The following is a 21,159-nucleotide window of genomic DNA, read 5'->3' as shown; positions in this document are numbered from 1 at the left end:
CGGGTACGACTTCCGTCGCAGTACCGCTCCGCCTCGGCGGCCTGGGCGGGACGGGACGCCGTCGATAGGCTGCCCCGCGTGAAGATCCAGATGCCGGTCTCGTGGCGGGCTCTGTTCGCCGACCCGCGCGTCGCCGACGGCGCCGTCGTGCTGGTCTGCCTGCTGCTCACGGCGTTCGCGGTGAAGGGTCACTGGGTGAGCCTGCCGCGCCCGGTGATCGCACTGGCGGGGCTGGCGGGCACCGCGGCGCAGTGGACGCGGCGTACCCGGCCGCACCTCGCCGCGCTGGCCGGCGCGGTGGCCTACCCGCTGTCCGGCAACCCCGCCCCGTTGCTGGCCGGCCTGTACGCCGCCGGGGTGCACGCTCCCCGCCGGCACCTCTGGGCGCTGGCCGGGACGGGCTGGGCCGGCATCGCCGGATGGTCCTGGATCGACGACGGGCACCTCGGTACGGACGACCTGATGATCGGCCCGGTCATCACCGGCCTGGCCCTCGGCGTGGGGGTGTACACCGCGACCCGCCGGGCGTTGCAGGAGTCGCTGCGGGAACGCGCCGAGCGCGCCGAGGCCGCCCGGGTGCTGCGCGAGGAGCAAGCGCGGGCGTCCGAACGCACGCGCATCGCCCGGGAGATGCACGACGTGCTGGCGCACAAGGTGTCGCTGATCGCGCTGCACGCGGGTGCGCTCGAGCTGCATGCCGACGGGCGGCCGGTGCTGGCCCAGACCGCGGGACTGATCCGGGTCACCGCCCGCGACGCGTTGCAGGAGCTTCGTACGGTCCTGGGGGTGCTGCAGGAAGGTGAGGCTCCGGCCCCGCTGACCGAGCCGGTCGGCGACCCGCAGGAGCTGGTGTGGGCAGCGACACAGGCCGGGAATTCCGTCACGCTGTGCGACGACGCGGGAGACCTGCCGCCCGGGACCGCCCGGGTGGTCCACCGGGTGGTCCGGGAGGGGCTCACGAACGCCCGCAAGCACGCCCCGGGCGCCCCGGCGACGGTCACGGTGCAGCGTCACACGGACGGGACGGTGGGGGTCACGATCGACAACGGTCCGCCCACCGGAGCCCCGCTCGACCTGCCCGGCTCCGGTGCGGGACTGATCGGCCTGGCCGAACGCCTCCGGCTGGTCGGTGGCCACCTGCACAGCGGCCCGGACGGGGCCGAGGGCTGGCGTCTGGCCGCGGTCGTGCCGTGGATCGAACACTCGGCGACGCCGGAGGGCCGGTCATGATCTCGGTACTGCTGGCGGACGACGAGGCCCTGGTCCGCGCGGGCCTGCGCATGATCATCGAGTCGGCCGAGGACCTCACCGTGGTCGGCGAGGCCACCGACGGCCGGGCCGCGCTCGACACGGCCCGCCGGTGCCGGCCGGACGTGGTGCTCATGGACATCCGGATGCCCCGCCTCGACGGCATCTCGGCCACCGCGGCGCTGCGCGCGGCCGAGCCCGCCATCGCGGTCGTCGTGCTCACCACGTTCAACACCGACGACGACGTGTTCCAGGCGCTGGAGGCGGGCGCGACCGGATTCCTGCTCAAGGACACCCCGCCGGCCGAGCTGCTGCACGCCGTCCGGCTCGCCGCCGCCGGTGACTCGATGCTGTCCCCCGCGGTCACCCGGCAGGTCATCACGCGGTTCACCGCGGAAGACCGGTCCCGGCGCCGCCGCGAGGCGCTGGCCCGGCTCGACGCGCTGACCGAGCGGGAACGCCAGGTGCTGGTCGAGGTAGGGCTGGGGCACTCCAACGCGGAGATCGCGGGGCGGCTGTTCCTGAGCGAGGGGACCGTGAAGACCCACGTGACACACCTGTTCGAGAAACTCGCCACCACCAACCGGGTCCAGCTCGCGATCGCCGCGTTCCGGGCCGGGCTGGTCGACTGACGGGCCGGGCAGGTCGACAGACGGGCCCGGCCGGTCGATCAGGCGGGAGCGCCGGCCGGTGTGCCGGACTCGTCGTGCGGCTGGGGGGTGCCGAACAGGCCCAGCAGCCCGGCCACCCACAGCTGGCGGTGCGCGAACCGGCTCGGCTGGGTCACCACGAGCTGCGTGCCGCCGACGCGCGCGAGCTGGAACGCGGCGACGAGCGCACTGATGCCCGTGGAGTCGATGAACGTGACGCCTTGCATGTTGAGTTCGATACGGGCTGGTTTCGCCGCAGCGAGCTGGGCGGCGACGGCTTCCCGGATCTCGTAGGCGTTCTCGACGTCGATCTCGCCGAGGGGCGAGACCTCCACCACGCCTGTGGTCAGCGTCGACGTCACTATCGACAGCGTCACGGCACTACCTCCACCCGCCCGGGATGCCCCGGGCGTCTCCTCTGTGCGCGGACCGCAACGCAGCGTACTTCTGCGGGCCGCCGCCGGGGGCACACTCTGCATCCCCCGCTGGGCTCTGGTGAAACTGACCGAAAGGTTAGTCCGTGAACCTGACAGGCGGCTGTGCGCCCCGTATGAAAATCAAGGCCGATCTTATCGAGCGGCGTCCAGCCAATTACCCGGAGTGACCTGCATCACAACAGATGGTCACCACTGGAAGCGGGGATGGCGGCGGCGCACAAGATTTGCTTTCCAGGCCGGGAAGGTCCGGATTGAAGGGTCCGCCGCGCCTGCTCGGTTCTGCCCCGCCTGGTGCCGAGAGCGGCGTTTTTCTTCCTTTACGCGCACCACATCGGCTTTGCATCGCGCGCGTTCACATTCACCGCGCAGCACGCCTGGTGGCGGCGCCTTCTGTTAACAAATGCATCGCACATCCCCATTCCGAGTCGGCCGCCGGACAGCGATATTGAAATGGATCAATTAAATTCGTTCATCGAATGTCATTTACGGAAAGGGGAATTCCGTATGAGATCGATCATCAGATCGGCGTCCGTCGCGGCGACCGCCCTGGTGGTGACGCTGAGCGGGGGCGCGGTGGCGCAGGCCCAGCCGTCCGCCGCGGCGTCAGGGAACGCGAGCACGGTCGCCCGGACAGCCGACGGGCAGGCGGTGACCAGCCCGGCCGCCGTCGCGGCGGTTCAGGCGTACTGGACCCCGGCGCGCATGGCCGCCGCCGTGGACCTGGACCTCAAGGCGCCCGACCCGTCCGGTTCCGGTACGCCCGCGGCACCGCACGGCAAGCCCGGCAGCATCGCCCCCGCGCTGCCGTCGCGGGGTCTGAGCGCGCTGAACCAGTCCATCGTCGTCGGCAAGGTGTACGTGACCGTGCCCGGCGGCACCGGCCAGTGCTCCGCCAGCGCCCTGAACAGCGGCAAGCGCCGCCTGGTGCTCACCGCCGGGCACTGCGTGCACGCCGGCGCGGGCGGCGGCTGGTACTCGAACTTCATCTTCGTGCCCGGCTTCCGGCAGGGCAGCTCGCCGGTGGGCCAGTTCGTGGCGGGCAGCCTGACGACCCGGACCGCGTGGATCAACAGCAGCAACAGCGACGAGGACATGGCCATCGCGATCATGAACAACGGCGGCATCTACAACGCCAAGGTCGTCGACACGGTCGGCGGCATGGGCCTGCGATGGAACTGGGGCTACTCCGTCACGGTGACCATTCTCGGCTACCCGGCGACCGGTGGCTTCCCCGGTGATCTCCAGTACTTCTGCCAGGGCACCACATGGAACGGCCACAACCAGCAGGTACGCGCCTGGTGCAACATGACGCAGGGTTCCAGCGGCGGTCCGTGGCTGCAGGAATACAACGATCAAACCGGCCTCGGCTACTCCAACAGCGTGGTGAGCCACCGCCACGACAACGCCGACCAGATGGACGGGCCGTACTTCGACGACGACATCAAGAGCCTGTTCGACTACGCCGAAGGATTGTCCCCGGCGTGATCTGCCCGTGATCGAGCGGCGGAGACCCGGCAGCGTCGCCGGGCCTTCGTCGTACCCGCCTGAATGCGAAATCTTGGGAACGTACGGGAAACCGCCGCCGTCCGAGCCGGTATGACGACCAGATGGTGGCCATTGCTCGCGGCGGTGACGCTCATGTCGATCACGGGATGCGGCCGGGACGGCGCCGCCGCTCAGCCCTCCCCCGCAACGGCCCTCGCCGGCCGGACGTTCGTCTCCGTGCCCTCCGCCTCCGGGCCGGGCCACAGCCCGGCCGGGCCACAGCCCGGCGGCGACCCGGCCGGGCCACCGGTCCCGGGCACCCGGGTGCGGCTGACCTTCCAGCCGGACACCGTGACCGCCGATGCCGGCTGCAACCACCTCAGCGGAAAAGTCGCCGCCCACGACGACCGGTTGGTCGTCTCAGAGCTCGGCGGCACGCTGATGGCCTGCTCACCCGCCCTGACGGCGCAGGACGCGTGGCTGACCGGCTTCCTCCAGGCCGGGCCCCGCTGGCAGCTCACGGACGACACCCTGCTGCTGAGCACCGGCACCGACCGGCTGCGGCTGATCGACCTCAGGTCCGCCGAACCCGACCGCCCGCTGGCCGGTCCGAGATGGTCACTGCGGACGCTGATCGACGGTGGCACCGCCGCGTCCGTGCCGGCCGGGGCCGACGTACATCTGACGTTCCGGGATGGACGGGTCACCGGCACCACCGGCTGCACTGGGCTCGACGGCCCCGCCACCATCGGCGACGGAACCGTCACGTTCGGCAATCTGACCACCCGTGCGGCGCAGTGTCCGCCGGCTCTGCGGGCATTGGACCGTACCGTCCGGGATCTGCTGCGTGGCCAGCTTTCGGTCCGGATATCGGGCACCCGGCTCGTACTGGCCCACCCGGACGGCCGGGCCTTGCAGTTCACGCCGGATCCTGACAGAGGGTGACGCCACACCGTCGCCTGTGGGACAGCGGTCTGTGGCTGGGGCTCGGTACAGTTGTCCGCGACCCGGCTCCGCCGCGAAATGTCGGAGCCATGCCCGCCTCTAATAGATAAGGTCCGCTGGTGCTCAGTTCGGGACACCTTCTGGACAACCGCTACCGGTTGGACGAGCGCATCGCGACCGGCGGCATGGGCGATGTGTGGCGCGGCACCGACGTCGTGCTCGGCCGTACGGTCGCCGTGAAGGTGTTGCGGCAGAACATGATGGCCGACCCGGAGTTCGCCGCCCGCTTCTACGGCGAAGCCCGGATGATGGCGGCGTTCCGCCACCCCGGCGTCGTCGAGGTGTACGACTACGCCAGCGCCGGCGACCCGGCCGACGAGACCCAGTGCGCGTACCTGGTGATGGCGTTCGTCGACGGTGAGCCGCTGTCCACCCGGCTCAAGGAGCAGGGCCAGCTCGGCGTCGCGGAAACCATGTCGATCGTCGCCCAGGCCGCCGACGCGCTGCACGCCGCGCACGAGAACGGCACGGTGCACCGCGACGTCAAGCCAGGCAACCTCATCGTCAAGCCGAACGGCACGGTGATCCTGGTCGACTTCGGAGTGGCCCGGTCCAACGCGGTCACCAGCGTCACCGGCCTCAACGCGATCGTCGGCACGGCCCTGTACATGGCCCCCGAGCAGGTGGCCAAGGGCAACGTCACCCCCGCCACGGACATCTACGCCCTGGGCGCGGTGGCGTACCACTGCATCGCCGGGCAGCCGCCGTTCGACGGGGACAACGCGCTGCAGGTCGCGCTGCGCCACCTGGAGGACGAGCCGGAGCCGCTGCCCGGCGACGTCCCCCTGCCGGTGCGTCACCTGATCAGCCGTGCGATGGCCAAGTCGCCCGCCGACCGGTTCGCCAGCGCGGCCGAGTTCGCGGACGCGGCGCTGGCGGCCGGCGGCCCGATGGACTGGCGCAGCCTCACGGGCACCGGCATGACCACGGCTCACCTCACCTCGGCCCGGCTGGCCGGCGCCGCCACCACCGGGGCCCGGCTGACCGGCACCCAGCTCACCGCCCCGCCCATGCAGCCGCGGACCGTGCCCGTGCCCCGCGGCGTCCCGGAGGCGGCTCCGCCCCGCCGCAGCTTCGGCCAGCGGACCCGGTTCGCCGGGCTGCTCGTGGTGCTCGGTCTGGTCGCCCTGGCCAGCGGCATCGCCCTCGCGTTCGCGTCGGTGGGCGGTGGCGGCCGGGAAAACACCGGCGGCACGACGAAGGCCCCGCCGATCGAGGCCACCACGGACCCGGCCGAGCCGGACCTGCCGGTGCTGCCGGCCCGCACCTTCGCCCCGACGAAGGCCCCCACCAAGACGACCGGCACCCCGCAGCACGAGAGCGCGTCCGCCCCGCCGCCCAGCTCGGCCCCGCCGTCCGCGCCACCCTCGACGAGCGCCGCCCCGACGGTGAAGCCCACGACCACCCCGCCGACACAGCCGACCACGACCGCCCCGCCGACACAGCCGACCACGACGCCGCCGGCCACAACGCCGACGACGGGCAACATCGGCGGCGGCACGAGCGTCGTCGGCACCGCCGGCGAGGGCTGATCCAGCGGGCCGGCGCGAGGTCAACCCGGCGCTGAGGTATTCCAGAGGGAGACTTGACCCCGGTCCCGGTCAAGTCCACCGGGGCGGGGCCGATGGGGCGGGAACTGGCGCGGTGTTGCAACCGGGCCGCTCCTCGAAAGGCCCCCGACATGACGACGCAGGCCTCGTACGGCCAGGACCTCGCGGGATCCCCGCACACGTCCGACCCGTACCTCTCGCCGCCCCGGCTGCCGGTGCCGCAGTACCCGACCGCGCCGCCGTGGGCACAGCAGCCGCCGGCCCCGCCGTACGCGGCCGACCCGGGCATGCCGCACACGCGTCACGGTCAGGTCCTGGTCCGCTACCCGGAGGAGTTGCGCCTGGCGGCCCGTCCCCGGCCGCCCGCGGTGTGGCCCGTCGCGGTGTGGACACTCCTGTTCGGTGTCTTCGGCGTCGTTTCGGTGCGGCGCCGCGCCGCGTCCGCGCGGCGCATCCGGTCGTCGACCGCGCCGTACTGGATCGTCTTCTGCCTCGCGCTGGTGGTCGGTGGTCTCGTGACCGCCGGGCTGGCCCGGACGGTCGCCGTGCCCGCCTACCTGGAATATCGCGAGACCGCGGTGCTCAAGCAGCTCCAGGAGAACATCGTCACCGACGGCGAGCTGCAGAAGTCGGCCCGGCTGACCGCGACGCAGGCGACGTGCCGGGCGCTCGGCGACCGCGGCAGCAACGGCCTGCGCAACTACGAATGTGAGCTCACGCTGGACGGCGGGCGGTTCCGTCCGCTGCGGGTGACAGCGGACGAAACCGGCGATTGGACGGTCATGAAGAAGAAGCAGTGAGCCCAGGGGCCGGTCAGAAGACGGGCACACCCGCCCGGACCAGCCGCCAGTTGGCGACGAAGAAGTCCGCGGGATCGATCTGACCCTTGGCCTGTGCCCAGTCGATGAGCAGCTGGCGAATCTCCAGCTGGGCGTTGTAGACCTGCGACTTCACGATGCCGGGGAAGTTGCCCCCGCCGCTGCGGCGATAGTTGTTCACCGCGACGACGAAACGCGCGTCGGCCGGCACGTCGGCGCCCCCGAACTGCAACCGGGTGATCCGGTCCCCCACCGGCCGGCTGATGTCGATGTCATAGTCCACGCCGGACAGGACGTCGTAGTTGTAGTCGGGCACCGCCGGGTCACTGAGCGTGGCCGGATCCACCGGAGCCTGCGGGTCCAGCGTCACGAAGTACTTCGCGGAATACTCCAGGTACGCCTTCACCTCCGCCCCGGTGAGCACGACCGCCTCCAGCGTGTTGTCGTAGATGTACAGCCCGGCGACGTCCTTGATCTTCACCTCGCCGCGGGGGAACACCGCGGTCCGGCTGAACGGCGCCGCGATCGACAGCACCGGCAACGCCGCGTCCGCGGTACCCGCCAGCGCGGCGGCAACCGTGTCGGTCTGCACCCTGTTGATGTAGTCGAGGATCGGCGTGTCCCGGTACCGCGACTCGGCGGCCGACAGCTCCGCGGTGGACGTGGCGACGACCTGGTTCACGTACGCGACCGTCTTGGCGTGCTGGGCCTGCACCGCCGCCAGAACCGCCGGGTCCTCGGCCACCGTGTTGGTGTTGAGCGTGGTCGACGACTTGCCGGTGACCTGCCAGCGGCCCCGGTCGCGGGTGAGCGTGAAATCCATCCGGGTCAGCCGCTCGCCCCACTTCGACGGCTCCGACAGCAGCACCTGCGCGCCGGTGGCGGCGTTGGTGACGAACCGCTGTGCGACCTCGGCGTGCGCGTGCCCGAACAGGATCGCGTCGATGCCCGGCACCTGCGCGGCGATCAGCGCGGACGGGTTCTCGTTCGGCAGCTCGGGGCCGTAGCTGGACGTGCCGCTGTCACCGCCGTGCGCGCTGATGATCACGAGGTCGGCGCCGCGGGCGCGGATGACCGGCACCCAGTGTGCGGCCGTCGCCACCATGTCGCGGAACTCGAGCTTGCCCTCGACGTTGGCCCGGTCCCAGATGGCGACGCCCGGGTTGGTCAGGCCGAGGATTCCCACGCGCAGCGTCGGCGCGCCGGGCCCGAGCGACACCTTCTTGATCACGTACGGGGTGAAGGCCGGCCGCCCGGTTGCCGCGTCGACCGCGTTCGCGGCCAGCGCCGGGAACCCGAGCTGGCGGATCCACAGGTTGAGCAGCGGAAGTCCGTAGTTGAACTCGTGGTTCCCGAGGGTCACCGCGTCGTAGTGCAGCACGTTCATGGCCCGCGACATCGGGTGCTTCTCACCGGTGGAGGTGATCGGCTCCTGCTTGGCGTAGTACGTCGCCAGCGGGGTGCCCTGGATCGTGTCGCCCGCGTCGAGCACCAAGGTGGCCTTGCCGCACCGCTGTGCCCGGATCTGGTTCACCAGCGCGGCGAGCTTGGCCACGCCGACGTCGTTGTGCGCCTTGTCGTCGAACTCACGGTCCAGGTAGTAGTCCCAGTTGAAGACGTTGCCGTGGGTGTCGGACGTGCCGAGCACGGTCAGGTCGTACGTCTTCGGGGCCGGGCGGCGCGGCCCCGCCTCCGCGCTGCCGGGCAACGCGATCGGAGCGGCGACGGAGGCGGCCGCGACGGCCAGGATGCTGCGTCGCGACACACGGGACGGAAGGGTCATCACGTGCCTTTCGGAGGGGCGAGAGGGCGCCTCGTGAGCGCCCCCCGCACCCTAACCGTCAAGACATCGACAAGCGAGAGTGGATGACGTCACGGACCGAGGAGAGCGGCCAGCGGCCGGGGCGCGCTCACAGCCGGTCCGGGGTGGCGATGCCGAGCAGGTCCAGCCCCTGGCGCAGCGTCCGGGCGGTCAGATCGCAGAGCGCCAGCCGGCTGTCGCGCACCGCGGGCGGGGCGGTCAGCACCGGGCACTTCTCGTAGAACGCGCTGAACGCGGTCGCGAGCCCGTACAGGTAACCGGTGAGCCGGTGGAAGTCCAGCGATCCGCCGACCCCGGAGACCATGGGCGCGAAAGCGGTCAGCTCCAGCGCCAGCGCCCGTTCGGGCGCCTCGGTCAGCACCACCTGCCCGGGCGCGGCGGTCCCGGCCCGCCGGAAGATCGAGCAGATCCGGGCGTACGCATATTGCAGGTAGGGCCCGGTGTTTCCGGTCAGGGCCAGCATCCGGTCCCAGTCGAACACGTAGTCCGAGCGCCGGTCGGCGGACAGGTCGGCGTACTTGATGGCGCCCGTGCCGACCAACCGGCCCACCCGGGCGAGCGCGGCCGGGTCCAGGTCCGGGGTCTTCGCCGCGGCCAGCGCCGACGCCCGCTGCGCGGCCTCGTCGAGCAGCCCGGCCAGTTTCACCGTGCCGCCGGCCCGGGTGCGCAGCATCCGGCCATCCGCGCCGAGGATCGAGCCGAACTCGACATGCTCGGCGGACACCCCGCCGGGCAGCCAGCCCGCCTCCCGCGCCACCGCGAACACCAGCTGGAAATGGGTGCGCTGCGGCGAGCCGACCAGGTACAGCATCCGCGTGGCGCCGAGCGTCCGTACCCGGTGCCGCAGCGCAGCCAGGTCGGTCGCCGCGTAGCCGAAGCCGCCGTCGCTCTTGCGCACGATCAGCGGCATCGGCTCTCCGTCGCGACCGGTGAAACCGGCCGGAAACGCACACAGCGCGCCGTCGCTGACCCGCAGCAGCCCCTTGTCGTCCAGCTCCGCCACCACCGACTCGAGCTGGTCATGGTAGCTGCTCTCGCCCGCGAAGTCGGCCGCGGTCAGGCTCACGCCGAGCAGGTCGTAGACCGCGAGGAAATGCCGCTCGGACGCCGCGAGCAGCCGCCGCCACAAGCGGGTGGTGTCCGGGTCGCCGCCCTGCAGGGCCACCACCCGCAGCTGGGCCCGCCGCTTGAACTCCGCGTCGGCGTCGAACTTCACCCGCGCAGCCTGGTAGAACGCGGTGAGGTCGGCCAGCGACCCGTCCCCCGTGTCACCGAGATCGACCAGATGCTCGATGAGCATCCCGAACGGCGTGCCCCAGTCGCCGAGATGGTTGGCCCGGATCACGGTGTGGCCCTGCCATTCCAGCAACCGCGCGGCCGCGTCCCCGATGACGGTCGACCGCAGATGGCCGACGTGCATCTCCTTGGCCACGTTGGGTGCGGAGTAGTCGACCACGATCGTCTCGGGCTTGCCGGTGGCCGCCAGGCCGAGCCGCGGGTCGGCGGCGATCGTGTTCGCCAGCTCCGCGAGCAGTTCGTCGGCGACGGTCAGGTTGAGGAAGCCGGGACCGGACACCTCGGCCACCGCAACGCCGGCCAGGTCGGCCCGGGCGACCACCTCGGCCGCGATCTCGCGGGGCGGCCGGCCGAGCTGCCGGGCCAGCGGCAACGCTGCGCCGGACTGGAAGTCGGCGTGCTGCGACCGCCGGACGGCCGGATCCACGTCGCCACCGGCCACGGCGGAGAACGCGGCGGCGAGCCGGGTGCAGAGCAGAGCTTCGAGATTCATCGGCAGACTCCTGGAACCGTACGCAGGGAGGCGGGCCGATCCGTGCCACAGACCGTGACGCCGGCGGGTCGACCCGCCGGCGGAAGACATGCGTCAGCGCTGGCGGACGGGGCGGACCCGGCGTCGCGCGCGACGGACGCAGTTGCTGTGCATGGCGCCATGCTAGCGGGTACGCCCGCCCCACGGGGACCCGATATGTGCCCGGCGCCCGCCAGGATGGGCGGATGGACGATGGCTGGGATCTCGACGCCCCCGGAGTGCTGACGCTGCCGTCCGGGCGGCGGATCCGTGGCCGCGCCCTGCGCCGCCCGCCTCCGCCCGGCCCGCATCCGCAGTTCGGGGTCTACCTGCTCGGCGATGCGCCGCCGCCGGTGCCGTGGGCGAGCCGTTGGGTGCCCTGGCCGGACTTCCGGCTGCCGCGCGACTCCGGACTCGCCGCGCGCATGCTGCGGGAAGCGTGGGAGCGGGCCGCCGGCGAGCGGGTGGAGGTGGCGTGCGCCGGGGGGCGCGGCCGGACCGGAACCGCCCTGGCCTGCCTGGCGGTGCTGGACGGCGTACCGGCGCCGCAGGCGGTCGCGTACGTGCGTGCCGGCTACGACCCGCGCGCGGTCGAGACCCTATGGCAGCGCCGCTACGTGGCCCGCTTCCCCGCTGGTCCGCCCGTCGGAGGGTAGACGGCGACCGGGCGCAGCGTGCAGGGGGACACGGACCACACGCTGCGCCGGTCGCCGGGCTCAGGGGTTGCTCGGGTAGCGGCTGCCGCCCGGGAAGTTGCCGTACATGTGGTCGTCGCCGGGACCGACCGTGACGGCCTGCACCAGCAGGTCGCCGCCCACGAACGCGCCTTTCCAGGACCCGCCCCGGCCGCCGAACGGCTCCTCCCGGTCGCCGCGCACGCGCGGCCGGTTGATGCCGATCTTGAAGGCCCGGACGTCGCGGGCGAGCTTGGTCGCCAGTTCCTGGTCGTCGACCGCGACGCTGGCCACCTGCGCGCCGTTCGAGGCGTTCATCGCGGACAGCAGCTCGTCCTCGGTGTCCGCGACAATGACCGTGTCGACCGGGCCGAACGGCCCGGCATGCCGGTGCCGTTCGGCCCGCCCGGGCGGAGCGAGCAGCGCGGTCGGGGCCACGTACGCGCTGGTGTCCTGCCCGGCCAGGTAGCGGCCCGTGTCGCGCGAGCCGCGGTAGAGCGGGACGGCCCCGCCGTTGATCGCCTCGTCGACCTGGCGCCGCAGTTCGGCGGCAGCGGTCGCACTGATGAGCGGGCCGTAGTCCAGATCGGGCAGTGGGTCGCCGTCGGCGGCCACGGCCAGGGGATGGCCGAACCGGGCCGCCTCCAGCACCGGCAGGTACGCGGCGAGGAACCGGTCGACCAGCTTGCGCTGCACGACGAACCGCCGGTACGCGGTGCCGCGCTGTTTGCCGTACTCCAGGCCGGCCCGCAGGTGGTCGGCGAGCAGGTCCCACTGGGAGAACTCCCAGATCCCCCAGGCGTTGAGACTCTCCTGCTCGATGGCGTGGCGTTTGCCGGTGTCCAGCAGCGCCGCGGCGATGGCGCCGCCGTCGCCGCGCCCGCCGACGGCGCTGACCGCTCCGATCTCCTGGGACCGCACCAGCACCGGGGACAGTTCGGTGCCACAGCCGGAGAGCAGCGTGACGGGCAGCCCGGCGCGGGCCATGAGCGCGTGCGCGACCGTCAGGCAGACGGCGCCGCCCTGCGACGGGACCTTCGCGACCGTCGCGTTGCCGGCGAGCATCTGCACGAGCTCGGTCTGCACCAGCACGCCGACCGGATGGTTCCACGAGGCGAGGTTGCTGACCGGGCCGGGCAACGGGTCACGGTCGCCGAGCTGCCGCTCGATCCGCTCGAGGTACCAGCGCACGCCGTCCAGCGCCCGGTCGACATCGGCGCAGGCCAGCCGCCAGGGCGTGCCGAGCTCCCAGACCTGGGTGAGCGCGAGCAGGTCGCGGTGGGCGCCCAGGTCGTCCAGCGCCGCCAGCACGCGGGCCCGGCGCTCCGGCAACCAGGTCTCGGACCACTGGTAGTGCTGGTCCGCGGCCGCCCGGACGGCCTGCGCGGCGGTCCGTGCGCCGAGCCGCGAGAGCGTGGCCAGCCGGCCGCCGTCGACCGGGCTGTGCAGCGGTACCGGCTCGCCGGCGTCCTGCCAGCAGCCGTCGAAGTGGTTGCGGAGCCGGTCGCCGGTGAACGCCTCGGGCGCGACAGCGGTGGCCCGGGACAGGACGTCGGCCCAGGCGGTGCCGGGGGCCAGGCGCAGTGTCATGGCGGGTCTCCCGTCGACGAGGCGGCGCGATGGCCTTACTCTGCCGAGAAGAATCCCGGTATCGCTACGCCGTGCCGGAGGCTGCCGCGCCAGTTCTTGACCTGATCAGAAAATGCGACGAACTTCTGCTCCACCCCGGCCGGGGGCACATTGCTGTCTCATCGGCACGTCTTGCGCTGGTCCTGAGAGAGTCGTTCTCAGACTTCCGGATGTGCTGCCGATCACGAGTGGGAGTTTCCTGGAGGTATCGATGCTGACGTTGTTCGCCAAGGTGCCCGCAAAGGCGCGGGCCAGCCTATCCATGCTGGTCCTCATCGGCGGTCTGTTCACGCTCAGCCTGTACGCGCGCTCGGTCGTCACCACCGTCGCAGAGACGCTGCCCGCGAACTCCGCCGGTCAGCAGCAGCTGCAGGACCTCGCCGGTGTCCTGCTGTGGGCGCCCGTGACCTTCGCCCCGATCGGCCTGTTCTTCCTCGCCGCCACCTGGACCAAGATCGCCCGGGAGCTGCGGCACGATGCGCGGATCATCAAGATCGCGGCGGACGGCGACCTGAGCCCCCGGATGCCGGTCATCGGCAAGGACGAGCTGGGCCAGATGGCCGTCGCGTTCAACGCGATGATGGACCGCTTCCAGGCGACCGTGGACGGCATCCGCCGGGCCGTCGAGGAGGTCACCACCTCGGCGGGGACGCTGGAGCAGACCAGCACCACGATGACCGAGGCGGCGGCCGCCACGGCCACCGAGCTGGAGACCGTGGCCCGCTCGGCGCGCCGGACCAGCACCGAGGTCGAGTCGATCGCCGACGGCACCCAGCAGCTGCGCCAGGCGATCGTGGAGATCAGCACCAACGCGAGCGAGGTCTCCCGTACCGCCGACGAGGCGGTCGCGGGCGCCGGCCGCGCCACCGGCAACGTCACCAAGCTGCACGAATCCAGCCAGCAGATCAGCCAGGTGCTGCAGACGATCAGCGCGATCGCCGCGCAGACCAACCTGCTCGCCCTGAACGCCACGATCGAGGCCGCCCGCGCGGGCGAGGCGGGCCGCGGCTTCGCCATCGTCGCGGGCGAAGTGAAGGAGCTGGCGCAGGCCACCGCCGGCGCCACCGAGGAGATCGCGCGCCGGATCGAGGAGATCCAGCGCGACACCAGCGAGGCCGTCACGGCGGTCGGCGAGTTCACCGGGGTCATCGGCTCGATCGCACAGCACCAGGTCACGATCGCCGCGGCGGTCGAGGAGCAGACCGCCACGACGGGCGCGATGGTCGAGGGCGCCGGCACGGTGAGCGCCGGTGCCGAGCAGATCAGTCACGCGATCAGCATGGTCAGCTCGGCGGCGGCCGAGGTGCACGGCGCCGCCGACGAGACCCGGCGCGCCGCGGAGAGCCTGACCGGTACCGCGGGACGCCTGCACGACCTCGCGTCGGTGTTCCGCTATTGACCCGCCGGCACCGGCCCGCCCGGCATTGCACCGGGCGGGCCGGGCCGGACGCTTCCCTGCCACCCGAGCGCCCCGGCGAGGGTCGAACCCGCCGGGGCGCTCGGCCGTCAGTGGCTCGCGCGCATCAGCCGCTGCAGGTGCCGGGTCACCTCGTCGGTGCCGAGCTGGGCGCGAACGGCCGCGCTGCTCTTGGCGGAGCTGTCCTTGGTGGATGTGGCGGGCGTGGCCGTCACCGTCCAGTCCGGGTGGCCGGGCATCGGCGGGGTCTTCGTCCCGTACAGCCAGGCGATCAGGAACGTGCGCAGGTCGCGGTGGGCGATCCGCGACGCCAGCGCGATGAAGTCGTCCGTGGACGCGGACTTGCCCATGTTCATCCGCACCCAGGCCCGCTCCAGTTCCCGGAAACGGTCCACGCCGATCTTCTGCTGCAACGCGTACAGCGCGAGTGCGCCGCCGTAGTAGACGTTCGGGTTGAACACGTCCCAGATCGACGCCGCTCCGGACGGCCGGGCCACCGGACCCCAGCGGTCGCGCCACTGGTCGCCGCGGGCGTAGACGGACTTGAACAGCGCCTCGCGGTTGTCGAAGTCGGTGTACTGCTTGAAGACGCCGGTCTGCTCGGCGTAGAGCAGCTCGTACCACGTGGCGTGGCCCTCGTTCTGCCAGACGTCGCTCCAGGACTGCGGTGCCACGCTGTCGCCGAACCACTGGTGGGCCAGCTCGTGCGCCATCACCGGGTCGAGCACGAACTTCGGCGCGGCGAACAGCGACGTGTCGTACAGCGACAGCGTCTGCGTCTCCAGCGCGAAGCCGAGGTTGCCGTCGATGACCAGCGAGCCGTAGTTCCCGAACGGGTACGGCCCGACCTGCTGCTCCATCCAGGCCACCTGGTCCCGCTCGACCGCGATCTTCGGCAGCAGGGTGTCCGCGAGCCGGCGCGGCACGACGTCGCGGATCCGCACGCCGTGCACCGCCGGCTGCCGCTGCACGAGGAAGTCGCCGACCGCGATCTGCACGAGCTCGCTGGCCATGGGCTGCGACTCGCGGAACGTGGAGACCGCGTAGTCGCCGTGCTGCCGGCCGCCGAGCGGGGTGCCGTTCGCCGTGGCCGTCCAGCCGGCCGGCGCGGTGAGCCGGATCGTGTACGTCGCCTTGTCGCGCGGATGGTCGTTGCTGGGGAACAGCAGGTGCGACGAGGCGGGCTGGCCCGCCAGGACCGTGCCGTCGGGGGTGGTGACGAAGCCGACCGGCGCGTCCGCGTCCGGCTCCACCGGGGTCGCGGTGAACCCGGTGACCGTGACCCGGAACGGCCGGCCCTTGGGCAGCGGGGACTTCGGGGTGATGACCAGCTCGTCGCCGGAGCGCGTGAACGCGGCGCGGTGCCCGTTGACGGAGACACCGCCGACCGAGCCGCCGCCGAAGTCCAGATCGAACCGGGACAGGAACTGGGTCGCGAGCGCGGTGATGGTCACGTCGCCGGTGACCGTCTGCCGGGGATCCTTCTTGGGATAGCGGAGGCTGAGGTCGTAGTCCTGAACGTCGTAGCCGCCGTTGCCGAGCAGGGGATACAACCGGTCACCGAGGCCGGAGGCGCCCGGTGTCGGGGGTGGACCCGCAGCGTACGCGGGGGCGGCGGTCAGTCCCAGGACGGCGGTGGCGCCGAGCGCCACCAGTGTGGTCAGTCCGCCGGCCGTGCGGCGGGTACGAGACAACGATGTCATGGTCGCCGACGTTACCCGTGAGATACGACACGTCCATCGATTTGCCGACCTGCACCTCGATGGTGGCCGGGGCGTACCCGTAATCATCCGTGGCGGGTGACGCCCGCCGGGCCGCCGGGCGTGATGATCGCGACACGACCGGTGGCTGGAGGTGGCGACATGGGGTGCCTGTTCGCGCTGTTCGCGGGGGTCTTCCCGCGGCTGGCCCTGTTCATCATCTGGATCGCGCGGCCGGTCCTGGTGAACACCGCGTTCGACACCTGGATCTTCCCGCTGCTCGGGATCATCTTCCTGCCGTTCGCGACGCTGATCTACGTGGTGCTCTACACCCCGGGTGTCGGTCTGACCGGGTGGGGCTGGTTCTGGGTCGTCTTCGCCGGCCTGCTGGACATCAGTCACTGGGCCGCGAGCGCCACCCAGCGCCGGCAGATCCCCGGCTACCGCGGAGTCTGATCACGACCCTGGACGACCCGGCCGGTGGCAGGAATCGGCAATTCCTTGGCATTGCTGCCGATACGCCTGGCACGACAGGCTGGGGTCGTGACGCATCGACGGATTGTGATTGTCACCTACGAGGGTTGCCAGGCGCTCGACGTCACGGGCCCGGTCGAGGTGCTGGATACGGCCAACCGGTTGCTCGGTGACGCGGAGTCCGGGTACCGGATCGACTTCGTGTCCCCCGCCGCCCCGCTGGTGCGCACCTGCTCCGGTGTGGTCATCGCGGCCGACCCGCTGGAGGCCGGCGAGGGGCCGATCGACACGCTGCTGGTGCCGGGCGGCTGGGGGCTGCACGACACGCTCGCCGACCGGGCCCTGGTGTCCTGGATCGGGAAGGCGGCCGGGCGCTCACGGCGGGTGACCTCGGTGTGCGGCGGGTCGTTCCTGCTCGCCGAGGCGGGCCTGCTCAACGGCCGCCGGGCTACCACGCATTGGGCGTACACCGACGACCTGGCCCGGCGGTATCCGGAGGTGACGGTCGAGTCCGACTCGATCTTCGTGTGGGACGAGCCGTTCATCACCTCCGCCGGGGTGTCCACCGGCATCGACATGACGCTGGCGCTGGTGGAGGAGGACCACGGCGCGGCGTTCGCGCTGGAACTGGCCCGCTTCCTGGTGCTGTTCTTCCGCCGCCACGGCGGCGAGTCGCAGGTCAGCGCGCTGCTGGATGCCCAGTTCGCGGACACCAGCCCGATCCGTGAGGCGCAGGAGTGGATCCTGGACAACCTGGACCGGCCGGTCTCGGTGTCGCAGATCGCCGCGCACGCCAACATGAGCGCCCGCAACTTCGCCCGGGTCTTCCGCCGCGAGGTCGGCATGACGCCGGGCCAGTACCTGGAACGGATGCGCATCGCCCACGCGCGCAAGCTGCTGGAGACCACGGACCTGCCGATCCGGCAGGTGGCCCGCCGGTGCGGCTTCGGCGCCCCGGAGACGTTCTTCCGCTCGTTCGGGCGGGCGCTGGAGGTCACCCCGGCCGAGTACCGCCATCGCTTCCAGACGATCTCGGCGAGCTCCTTCGCCGAGGCCGCCCCGGCGAGGTAGGCGGCCGTGCGACTGGTGGACTTCCTCGTCCGGGAACTGACCGGAGCCGGTGTGGACCACGTCTTCGGTGTGGGCGGCGCGAACATCGAGGACCTGTACGACGCGCTGTACGCCGCAGGCCCACCGATCCGCGCGGTGGTGGCCAAGCACGAGTTCTCCGCGGCCACGATGGCCGACGGGTACGCCCGGGCCACCGGACGGCTCGGGGTGGTCGCGGCCACCTCGGGCGGCGGGGCGATGAACCTGCTGCCGGGACTGGCGGAGGCGTACGCGTCGCGGGTCCCGCTGCTGGCGCTGGTGGGTCAGCCGCCGATGGCACAGCAGGGCCGCGGCGCGTTCCAGGACTCCAGCGGAATGGCGGGCAGCCTGGACGCGCACCGGCTGTTCGCGCCGGTCTCCCGGTTCTGCGCCCGGGTCGAGGACGCCGGCCAGATCCCCGAGCTGCTGCCGCGGGCGATCGCGGCGGCGCTGCGGCACCCGCGCGGCCCCGCGGTACTCCTGCTGCCCAAGGACGTGCAGCAGGCCCAGGTCGCGGCGGCGCCGGTACCCCCGGCCCTGCCGCTGCCGGACCGCGTGGACCGGGAGGTACGCGACCGCGTGGTCCGGGCGCTGCACGGCGCCCAGCGGGTCCTGGTCATCGCGGGTGAAGGGGTGGCCGCCGGGCACGCCCGGGCGGACCTGGCCGAACTGGCCGGGCGGCTCGGCGCGTGGGTGGCGGTCACCCCGGACGCCAAGGACGTGTTCGACAACACCGACGCCCGCTTCGCCGGGGTCGCCGGGGTCATGGGCCATCCCAACGTCGCCGACTGCCTGCGCCGGGCCGACGTGTGCCTGCTGATCGGCACGCGCTGGCCGGCGATGGCCCGCGGCGCTCTGGAGGCGGCGCTGGGCTGCGCGCTCGTGGTGTGCATCGACCCGGAACCGCCGTACGTGTCGGGCGTCGCGCTGCGCGGCGACCTGCGTACCGTGCTGCGCGATGTCACCGCGCGGCTGCCGGCCGGGGCCCGGCCGTGCCCGCCGCACGACGGACCCGTCCCGCTGCCGGTCGTCGGCCGCGCCGTGACCGGCGGGCCGGACCGGATGTCGGCGATCGACGCCGTGGCCGCGGTCGCGGCGGCCCTGCCCGACGACGGGCACGTCTTCGTGGACGCCGGGAACGCCGGGGCCGCGGCGATCCACCTGCTGCCCGCGCCGCGGCGGGGACGCTTCGTCGTCGCGGTCGGCATGGGGGGCATGGGGTACGCGTTCGGCGCCGGGATCGGCGCGGCGCTCGCCACCGGGCAGCGGACCTATGTGCTGGCCGGCGACGGCGCGTTCTTCATGCACGGCATGGAGGTGCACACCGCGATCGAGTACGGCGCACCGGTCACCTTCGTGATCTTCAACAACAACGCACACGGCATGTGCGTGACCCGGGAGCAGCTGTTCTACGGCGACGCGTACAGCTACAACCTGTTCCGGCCGACCGACATCGGTGCCGGGGTGGCGGCCGCGTTCCCCAGCCTGCCGGTGGCCCGGCCGGGTGATGCCGCGCAGGTGCGAGCCGCGCTGCTGCACGGCAACGACCCCGGTCGCGGGCCTGCATTCGTGGCCGTGGACCTCGACCCGCACGAGATCCCCCCGTTCCAGCCGTTCCTGACCGTTGACGGCCGGCATCCGGCCGACGCCGAGGAGACCATCGATGAACCCGAACCCATCCCTGCCGGCTGACATCCCGGGCCTGATCCGGGTGGAGAACACCGGACGCGACGAGGTGATCGCCCGGTGCGCGGCGATGACCGAGCCGGCATACCCGCACGAGCAGGTGTACGGGCGCTACTGCACGATCGAGCAGTACGTCGACTGCCCGCCCGAGCAGGTCTTCGCGTACCTGCGCCAGGGTCACCACCTGGAGGAGTGGACGTACAGTCTGCGCGATTTCGGGCCGACCGGGACGCCCGGCCTGTGGATGGGCGACGACCGGCTGGCACCGGGGACCCGCATCTACTGCCGCGTGGCCGCGAACGAGCAGGCCATGACGGTCGACTACCACTGTGCCTGGGACCAGGCCGACACTCTGTGGATGATCTACCTGATCCGGGTGGTGCCCGCCGAGCTCGTGCTCGGCCGCCCGGGCTCCGTGATCCTGTGGACGAACTGCCGGCACCCGTACTACGACGACAACCCGCACCCCGAGCTGGCCCCCGCACCGGACCGGCCGTGGGTGGGCGCGTTCTGGGACCTGTTCTACGCCGGACACACGCTGGAGATGGCGAACCTCAAGACGATCCTGGAGCACCGCCACCACAGCGGGAGCCCGGTCTCCGTGGCGCCGGCCACCCTGGTGGGACGGTGATCGCGTCACCGGCGCGTACGGTCAGCCTCACCGATGTGGCGGGCTATCTGCCCGGGGCTCCCGTGCCCGCCGAGTTCTACACCGAGGTGCCCGGCGCGCAGGACCAGCTGCGAGACAACGCGATGTTCCGGGTCCCCCGGTGGCGCCATCATGCGGCGCCCGACGAATCCAACGTGGACCTGATCGAACGGGCGGCGCAGCCGCTGATCGACCGGCACGGCGCCGACGACATCCGCGCGGTCGACGTGCTGCTGGTGCACAGCCAGCTGCCGGACGTGCCGTTCGTGGGTGCGGGCACCGAGGTGGCGCAGCGGCTGGGCCTGCGCCCGGAGTGGCTGATCGACGTCGCCAACGCCGGGTGCGCCTCGTTCGTGTACATGCTGAAGCTCGCCCGGCAGATCCTCACCACCACGACCGCGCGGCGCGCGCTGATCTGCAATGCCCAGAACGTGGCCGGGCAGTGGTTCATCCAGCCGCAGGTGCGGCGGATGGCGCAGGCGGCGATCCCGGGCGACGGGTGCGGCGTCGGCTACCTGACCACCTCCGCGGAACGCCCGGTGCTGGACGTGACCACCCGGCACCTCGGCGAGTACGCCGGGCAGATGCGCCACGAGCTCGACGACGGCCGCAAGTACTGGCAGCCCGGCAGCTCCGAGATCCGCATCGGGTTCACCTCCGACGGGGTGACCCAGGTGCTGGAACGCGGCAACCGCCTGGTCCCCGACGTCGTACGGGAGTTGTGCGGTCGCATCGGCGCCACACCGGCCGATGTGGACGTACTGGTGACCAACCAACCCAACCGGACGTTCCTGCGTACGTGGCACGAGCGGCTGGGGGTGTCGGCGCAGCGGCATCCCGACACGTTCGACGACTGCGGGAACCTGTTCGGCGCGGCCATCCCGGTCACGCTGGACCGGGCGATCCGGCAGGGCCGGGTCGGCGACGGGGACCTGGTCGTCCTCGGTGGATTCGCCCACGCCGGGGACTTCGCGGGCGCCGCCGCCGTCCGCTGGACCCACTGAACCGGGGCGGCCGGT

General features: G+C 72.1%; 18 protein-coding genes. 13 read left to right on the top strand and 5 right to left on the bottom strand.

What is annotated here, in order from left to right; all coding sequences use genetic code 11:
* The first annotated feature begins 78 nt into the window (after window positions 1–78).
* Window positions 79–1,230 (top strand): sensor histidine kinase, encoded by a 1,152-nt coding sequence (locus ACMCNK_RS30725; protein WP_412739828.1) that lies wholly within the window; start codon window positions 79–81, stop codon window positions 1,228–1,230.
* Complete coding sequence (locus tag ACMCNK_RS30720) at window positions 1,227–1,880, top strand: response regulator (protein ID WP_412739827.1); 654 nt, start codon at window positions 1,227–1,229, stop codon at window positions 1,878–1,880. Before ACMCNK_RS30725 ends, ACMCNK_RS30720 begins: the two co-directional genes overlap by 4 nt.
* Window positions 1,881–1,918: 38 nt before the next feature.
* Here ACMCNK_RS30720 and ACMCNK_RS30715 read toward each other — a convergent pair whose 3' ends face one another.
* Window positions 1,919–2,275, bottom strand: coding sequence for an STAS domain-containing protein (locus ACMCNK_RS30715; RefSeq protein WP_412739826.1), 357 nt, complete (start codon window positions 2,273–2,275; stop codon window positions 1,919–1,921).
* A 564-nt stretch (window positions 2,276–2,839) separates the two neighbouring features.
* On the opposite strand from ACMCNK_RS30715, the gene ACMCNK_RS30710 reads away from it, so the two are divergent.
* The 4 genes from ACMCNK_RS30710 (at window position 2,840) to ACMCNK_RS30695 (ending at window position 7,175) form a co-directional block, all read left to right on the top strand.
* Window positions 2,840–3,820 (top strand): trypsin-like serine peptidase, encoded by a 981-nt coding sequence (locus ACMCNK_RS30710; RefSeq protein WP_412739825.1) that lies wholly within the window; start codon window positions 2,840–2,842, stop codon window positions 3,818–3,820.
* A gap of 153 nt (window positions 3,821–3,973) precedes the next feature.
* Entirely contained in the window at window positions 3,974–4,765 is a 792-nt protein-coding gene (locus tag ACMCNK_RS30705) for an META domain-containing protein (protein ID WP_412739824.1), read from the top strand.
* Between the two features lie 119 nt (window positions 4,766–4,884).
* Window positions 4,885–6,357 carry a serine/threonine-protein kinase gene (locus tag ACMCNK_RS30700; protein ID WP_412739823.1) on the top strand — a complete coding sequence of 491 codons (1,473 nt, stop codon included), beginning with the start codon at window positions 4,885–4,887 and terminating at the stop codon, window positions 6,355–6,357.
* A gap of 149 nt (window positions 6,358–6,506) precedes the next feature.
* Window positions 6,507–7,175 (top strand): hypothetical protein, encoded by a 669-nt coding sequence (locus ACMCNK_RS30695; RefSeq protein ID WP_412739822.1) that lies wholly within the window; start codon window positions 6,507–6,509, stop codon window positions 7,173–7,175.
* A gap of 13 nt (window positions 7,176–7,188) precedes the next feature.
* Here the strand turns inward: ACMCNK_RS30695 and ACMCNK_RS30690 are convergent, their stop codons facing one another.
* Entirely contained in the window at window positions 7,189–8,976 is a 1,788-nt protein-coding gene (locus tag ACMCNK_RS30690) for a bifunctional metallophosphatase/5'-nucleotidase (RefSeq protein WP_412739821.1), read from the bottom strand.
* Window positions 8,977–9,103: 127 nt separating this feature from the next.
* Complete coding sequence (gene argS / locus ACMCNK_RS30685; RefSeq protein WP_412739820.1) at window positions 9,104–10,804, bottom strand: arginine--tRNA ligase; 1,701 nt, start codon at window positions 10,802–10,804, stop codon at window positions 9,104–9,106.
* Between the two features lie 224 nt (window positions 10,805–11,028).
* Between argS and ACMCNK_RS30680 the strand changes: the two genes are divergently transcribed.
* On the top strand, window positions 11,029–11,478 hold the full coding sequence (locus ACMCNK_RS30680) for a protein phosphatase (protein WP_412739819.1): 450 nt from the start codon (window positions 11,029–11,031) through the stop codon (window positions 11,476–11,478).
* A gap of 60 nt (window positions 11,479–11,538) precedes the next feature.
* On the opposite strand, the gene ACMCNK_RS30675 is transcribed toward ACMCNK_RS30680, so the two are convergent.
* Window positions 11,539–13,086 (bottom strand): aldehyde dehydrogenase family protein, encoded by a 1,548-nt coding sequence (locus tag ACMCNK_RS30675; RefSeq protein WP_412739818.1) that lies wholly within the window; start codon window positions 13,084–13,086, stop codon window positions 11,539–11,541.
* Window positions 13,087–13,336: 250 nt separating this feature from the next.
* Here ACMCNK_RS30675 and ACMCNK_RS30670 point away from each other — a divergent pair, with 250 nt between their 5' ends.
* Window positions 13,337–14,524, top strand: coding sequence for a methyl-accepting chemotaxis protein (locus ACMCNK_RS30670; RefSeq protein WP_412739817.1), 1,188 nt, complete (start codon window positions 13,337–13,339; stop codon window positions 14,522–14,524).
* 107 nt (window positions 14,525–14,631) lie between these two features.
* Here the strand turns inward: ACMCNK_RS30670 and ACMCNK_RS30665 are convergent, their stop codons facing one another.
* Window positions 14,632–16,245: a M1 family metallopeptidase gene (locus tag ACMCNK_RS30665; protein WP_412739816.1), complete on the bottom strand. Its 1,614-nt coding sequence runs from the start codon at window positions 16,243–16,245 to the stop codon at window positions 14,632–14,634.
* 159 nt (window positions 16,246–16,404) lie between these two features.
* Between ACMCNK_RS30665 and ACMCNK_RS30660 the strand changes: the two genes are divergently transcribed.
* From ACMCNK_RS30660 to ACMCNK_RS30640, 5 genes are all read left to right on the top strand, one after another.
* Window positions 16,405–16,698 carry a hypothetical protein gene (locus ACMCNK_RS30660; protein ID WP_412739815.1) on the top strand — a complete coding sequence of 98 codons (294 nt, stop codon included), beginning with the start codon at window positions 16,405–16,407 and terminating at the stop codon, window positions 16,696–16,698.
* A gap of 87 nt (window positions 16,699–16,785) precedes the next feature.
* The gene (locus ACMCNK_RS30655) at window positions 16,786–17,787 is read left to right on the top strand and encodes a GlxA family transcriptional regulator (protein ID WP_412739814.1); all 1,002 of its coding nucleotides are present in this window, start codon (window positions 16,786–16,788) and stop codon (window positions 17,785–17,787) included.
* Window positions 17,788–17,793: 6 nt separating this feature from the next.
* Window positions 17,794–19,497, top strand: coding sequence for a thiamine pyrophosphate-binding protein (locus ACMCNK_RS30650; protein WP_412739813.1), 1,704 nt, complete (start codon window positions 17,794–17,796; stop codon window positions 19,495–19,497).
* Window positions 19,469–20,122 carry an SRPBCC family protein gene (locus ACMCNK_RS30645; protein ID WP_412739812.1) on the top strand — a complete coding sequence of 218 codons (654 nt, stop codon included), beginning with the start codon at window positions 19,469–19,471 and terminating at the stop codon, window positions 20,120–20,122. The genes ACMCNK_RS30650 and ACMCNK_RS30645 overlap by 29 nt, the downstream gene beginning before the upstream one ends.
* Window positions 20,119–21,144, top strand: coding sequence for a 3-oxoacyl-ACP synthase III family protein (locus ACMCNK_RS30640; protein ID WP_412739811.1), 1,026 nt, complete (start codon window positions 20,119–20,121; stop codon window positions 21,142–21,144). Before ACMCNK_RS30645 ends, ACMCNK_RS30640 begins: the two co-directional genes overlap by 4 nt.
* The last annotated feature ends 15 nt before the right edge of the window (window positions 21,145–21,159 follow it).

The organism is Krasilnikovia sp. MM14-A1259 (genome assembly GCF_047159535.1).
GTDB lineage: Bacteria > Actinomycetota > Actinomycetes > Mycobacteriales > Micromonosporaceae > Actinoplanes.
Note: the sequence above shows the minus strand (reverse complement) of the source record. Positions and strands in the feature narration are given on the sequence as shown.

What these genes read in the sequence shown, in the direction of transcription:
- ACMCNK_RS30680 (WP_412739819.1), top strand. Translation starts at nt 11,029, where the DNA reads ATGGACGATGGCTGGGATCTCGACGCCCCCGGAGTGCTGACGCTGCCG.
- ACMCNK_RS30670 (WP_412739817.1), top strand. Translation starts at nt 13,337, where the DNA reads ATGCTGACGTTGTTCGCCAAGGTGCCCGCAAAGGCGCGGGCCAGCCTA.
- ACMCNK_RS30645 (WP_412739812.1), top strand. Translation starts at nt 19,469, where the DNA reads ATGAACCCGAACCCATCCCTGCCGGCTGACATCCCGGGCCTGATCCGG.
- ACMCNK_RS30690 (WP_412739821.1), bottom strand. Translation starts at nt 8,976, where the DNA reads ATGACCCTTCCGTCCCGTGTGTCGCGACGCAGCATCCTGGCCGTCGCG.
- argS (WP_412739820.1), bottom strand. Translation starts at nt 10,804, where the DNA reads ATGAATCTCGAAGCTCTGCTCTGCACCCGGCTCGCCGCCGCGTTCTCC.
- ACMCNK_RS30710 (WP_412739825.1), top strand. Translation starts at nt 2,840, where the DNA reads ATGAGATCGATCATCAGATCGGCGTCCGTCGCGGCGACCGCCCTGGTG.
- ACMCNK_RS30665 (WP_412739816.1), bottom strand. Translation starts at nt 16,245, where the DNA reads ATGACATCGTTGTCTCGTACCCGCCGCACGGCCGGCGGACTGACCACA.
- ACMCNK_RS30705 (WP_412739824.1), top strand. Translation starts at nt 3,974, where the DNA reads ATGTCGATCACGGGATGCGGCCGGGACGGCGCCGCCGCTCAGCCCTCC.
- ACMCNK_RS30720 (WP_412739827.1), top strand. Translation starts at nt 1,227, where the DNA reads ATGATCTCGGTACTGCTGGCGGACGACGAGGCCCTGGTCCGCGCGGGC.
- ACMCNK_RS30695 (WP_412739822.1), top strand. Translation starts at nt 6,507, where the DNA reads ATGACGACGCAGGCCTCGTACGGCCAGGACCTCGCGGGATCCCCGCAC.
- ACMCNK_RS30675 (WP_412739818.1), bottom strand. Translation starts at nt 13,086, where the DNA reads ATGACACTGCGCCTGGCCCCCGGCACCGCCTGGGCCGACGTCCTGTCC.
- ACMCNK_RS30660 (WP_412739815.1), top strand. Translation starts at nt 16,405, where the DNA reads ATGGGGTGCCTGTTCGCGCTGTTCGCGGGGGTCTTCCCGCGGCTGGCC.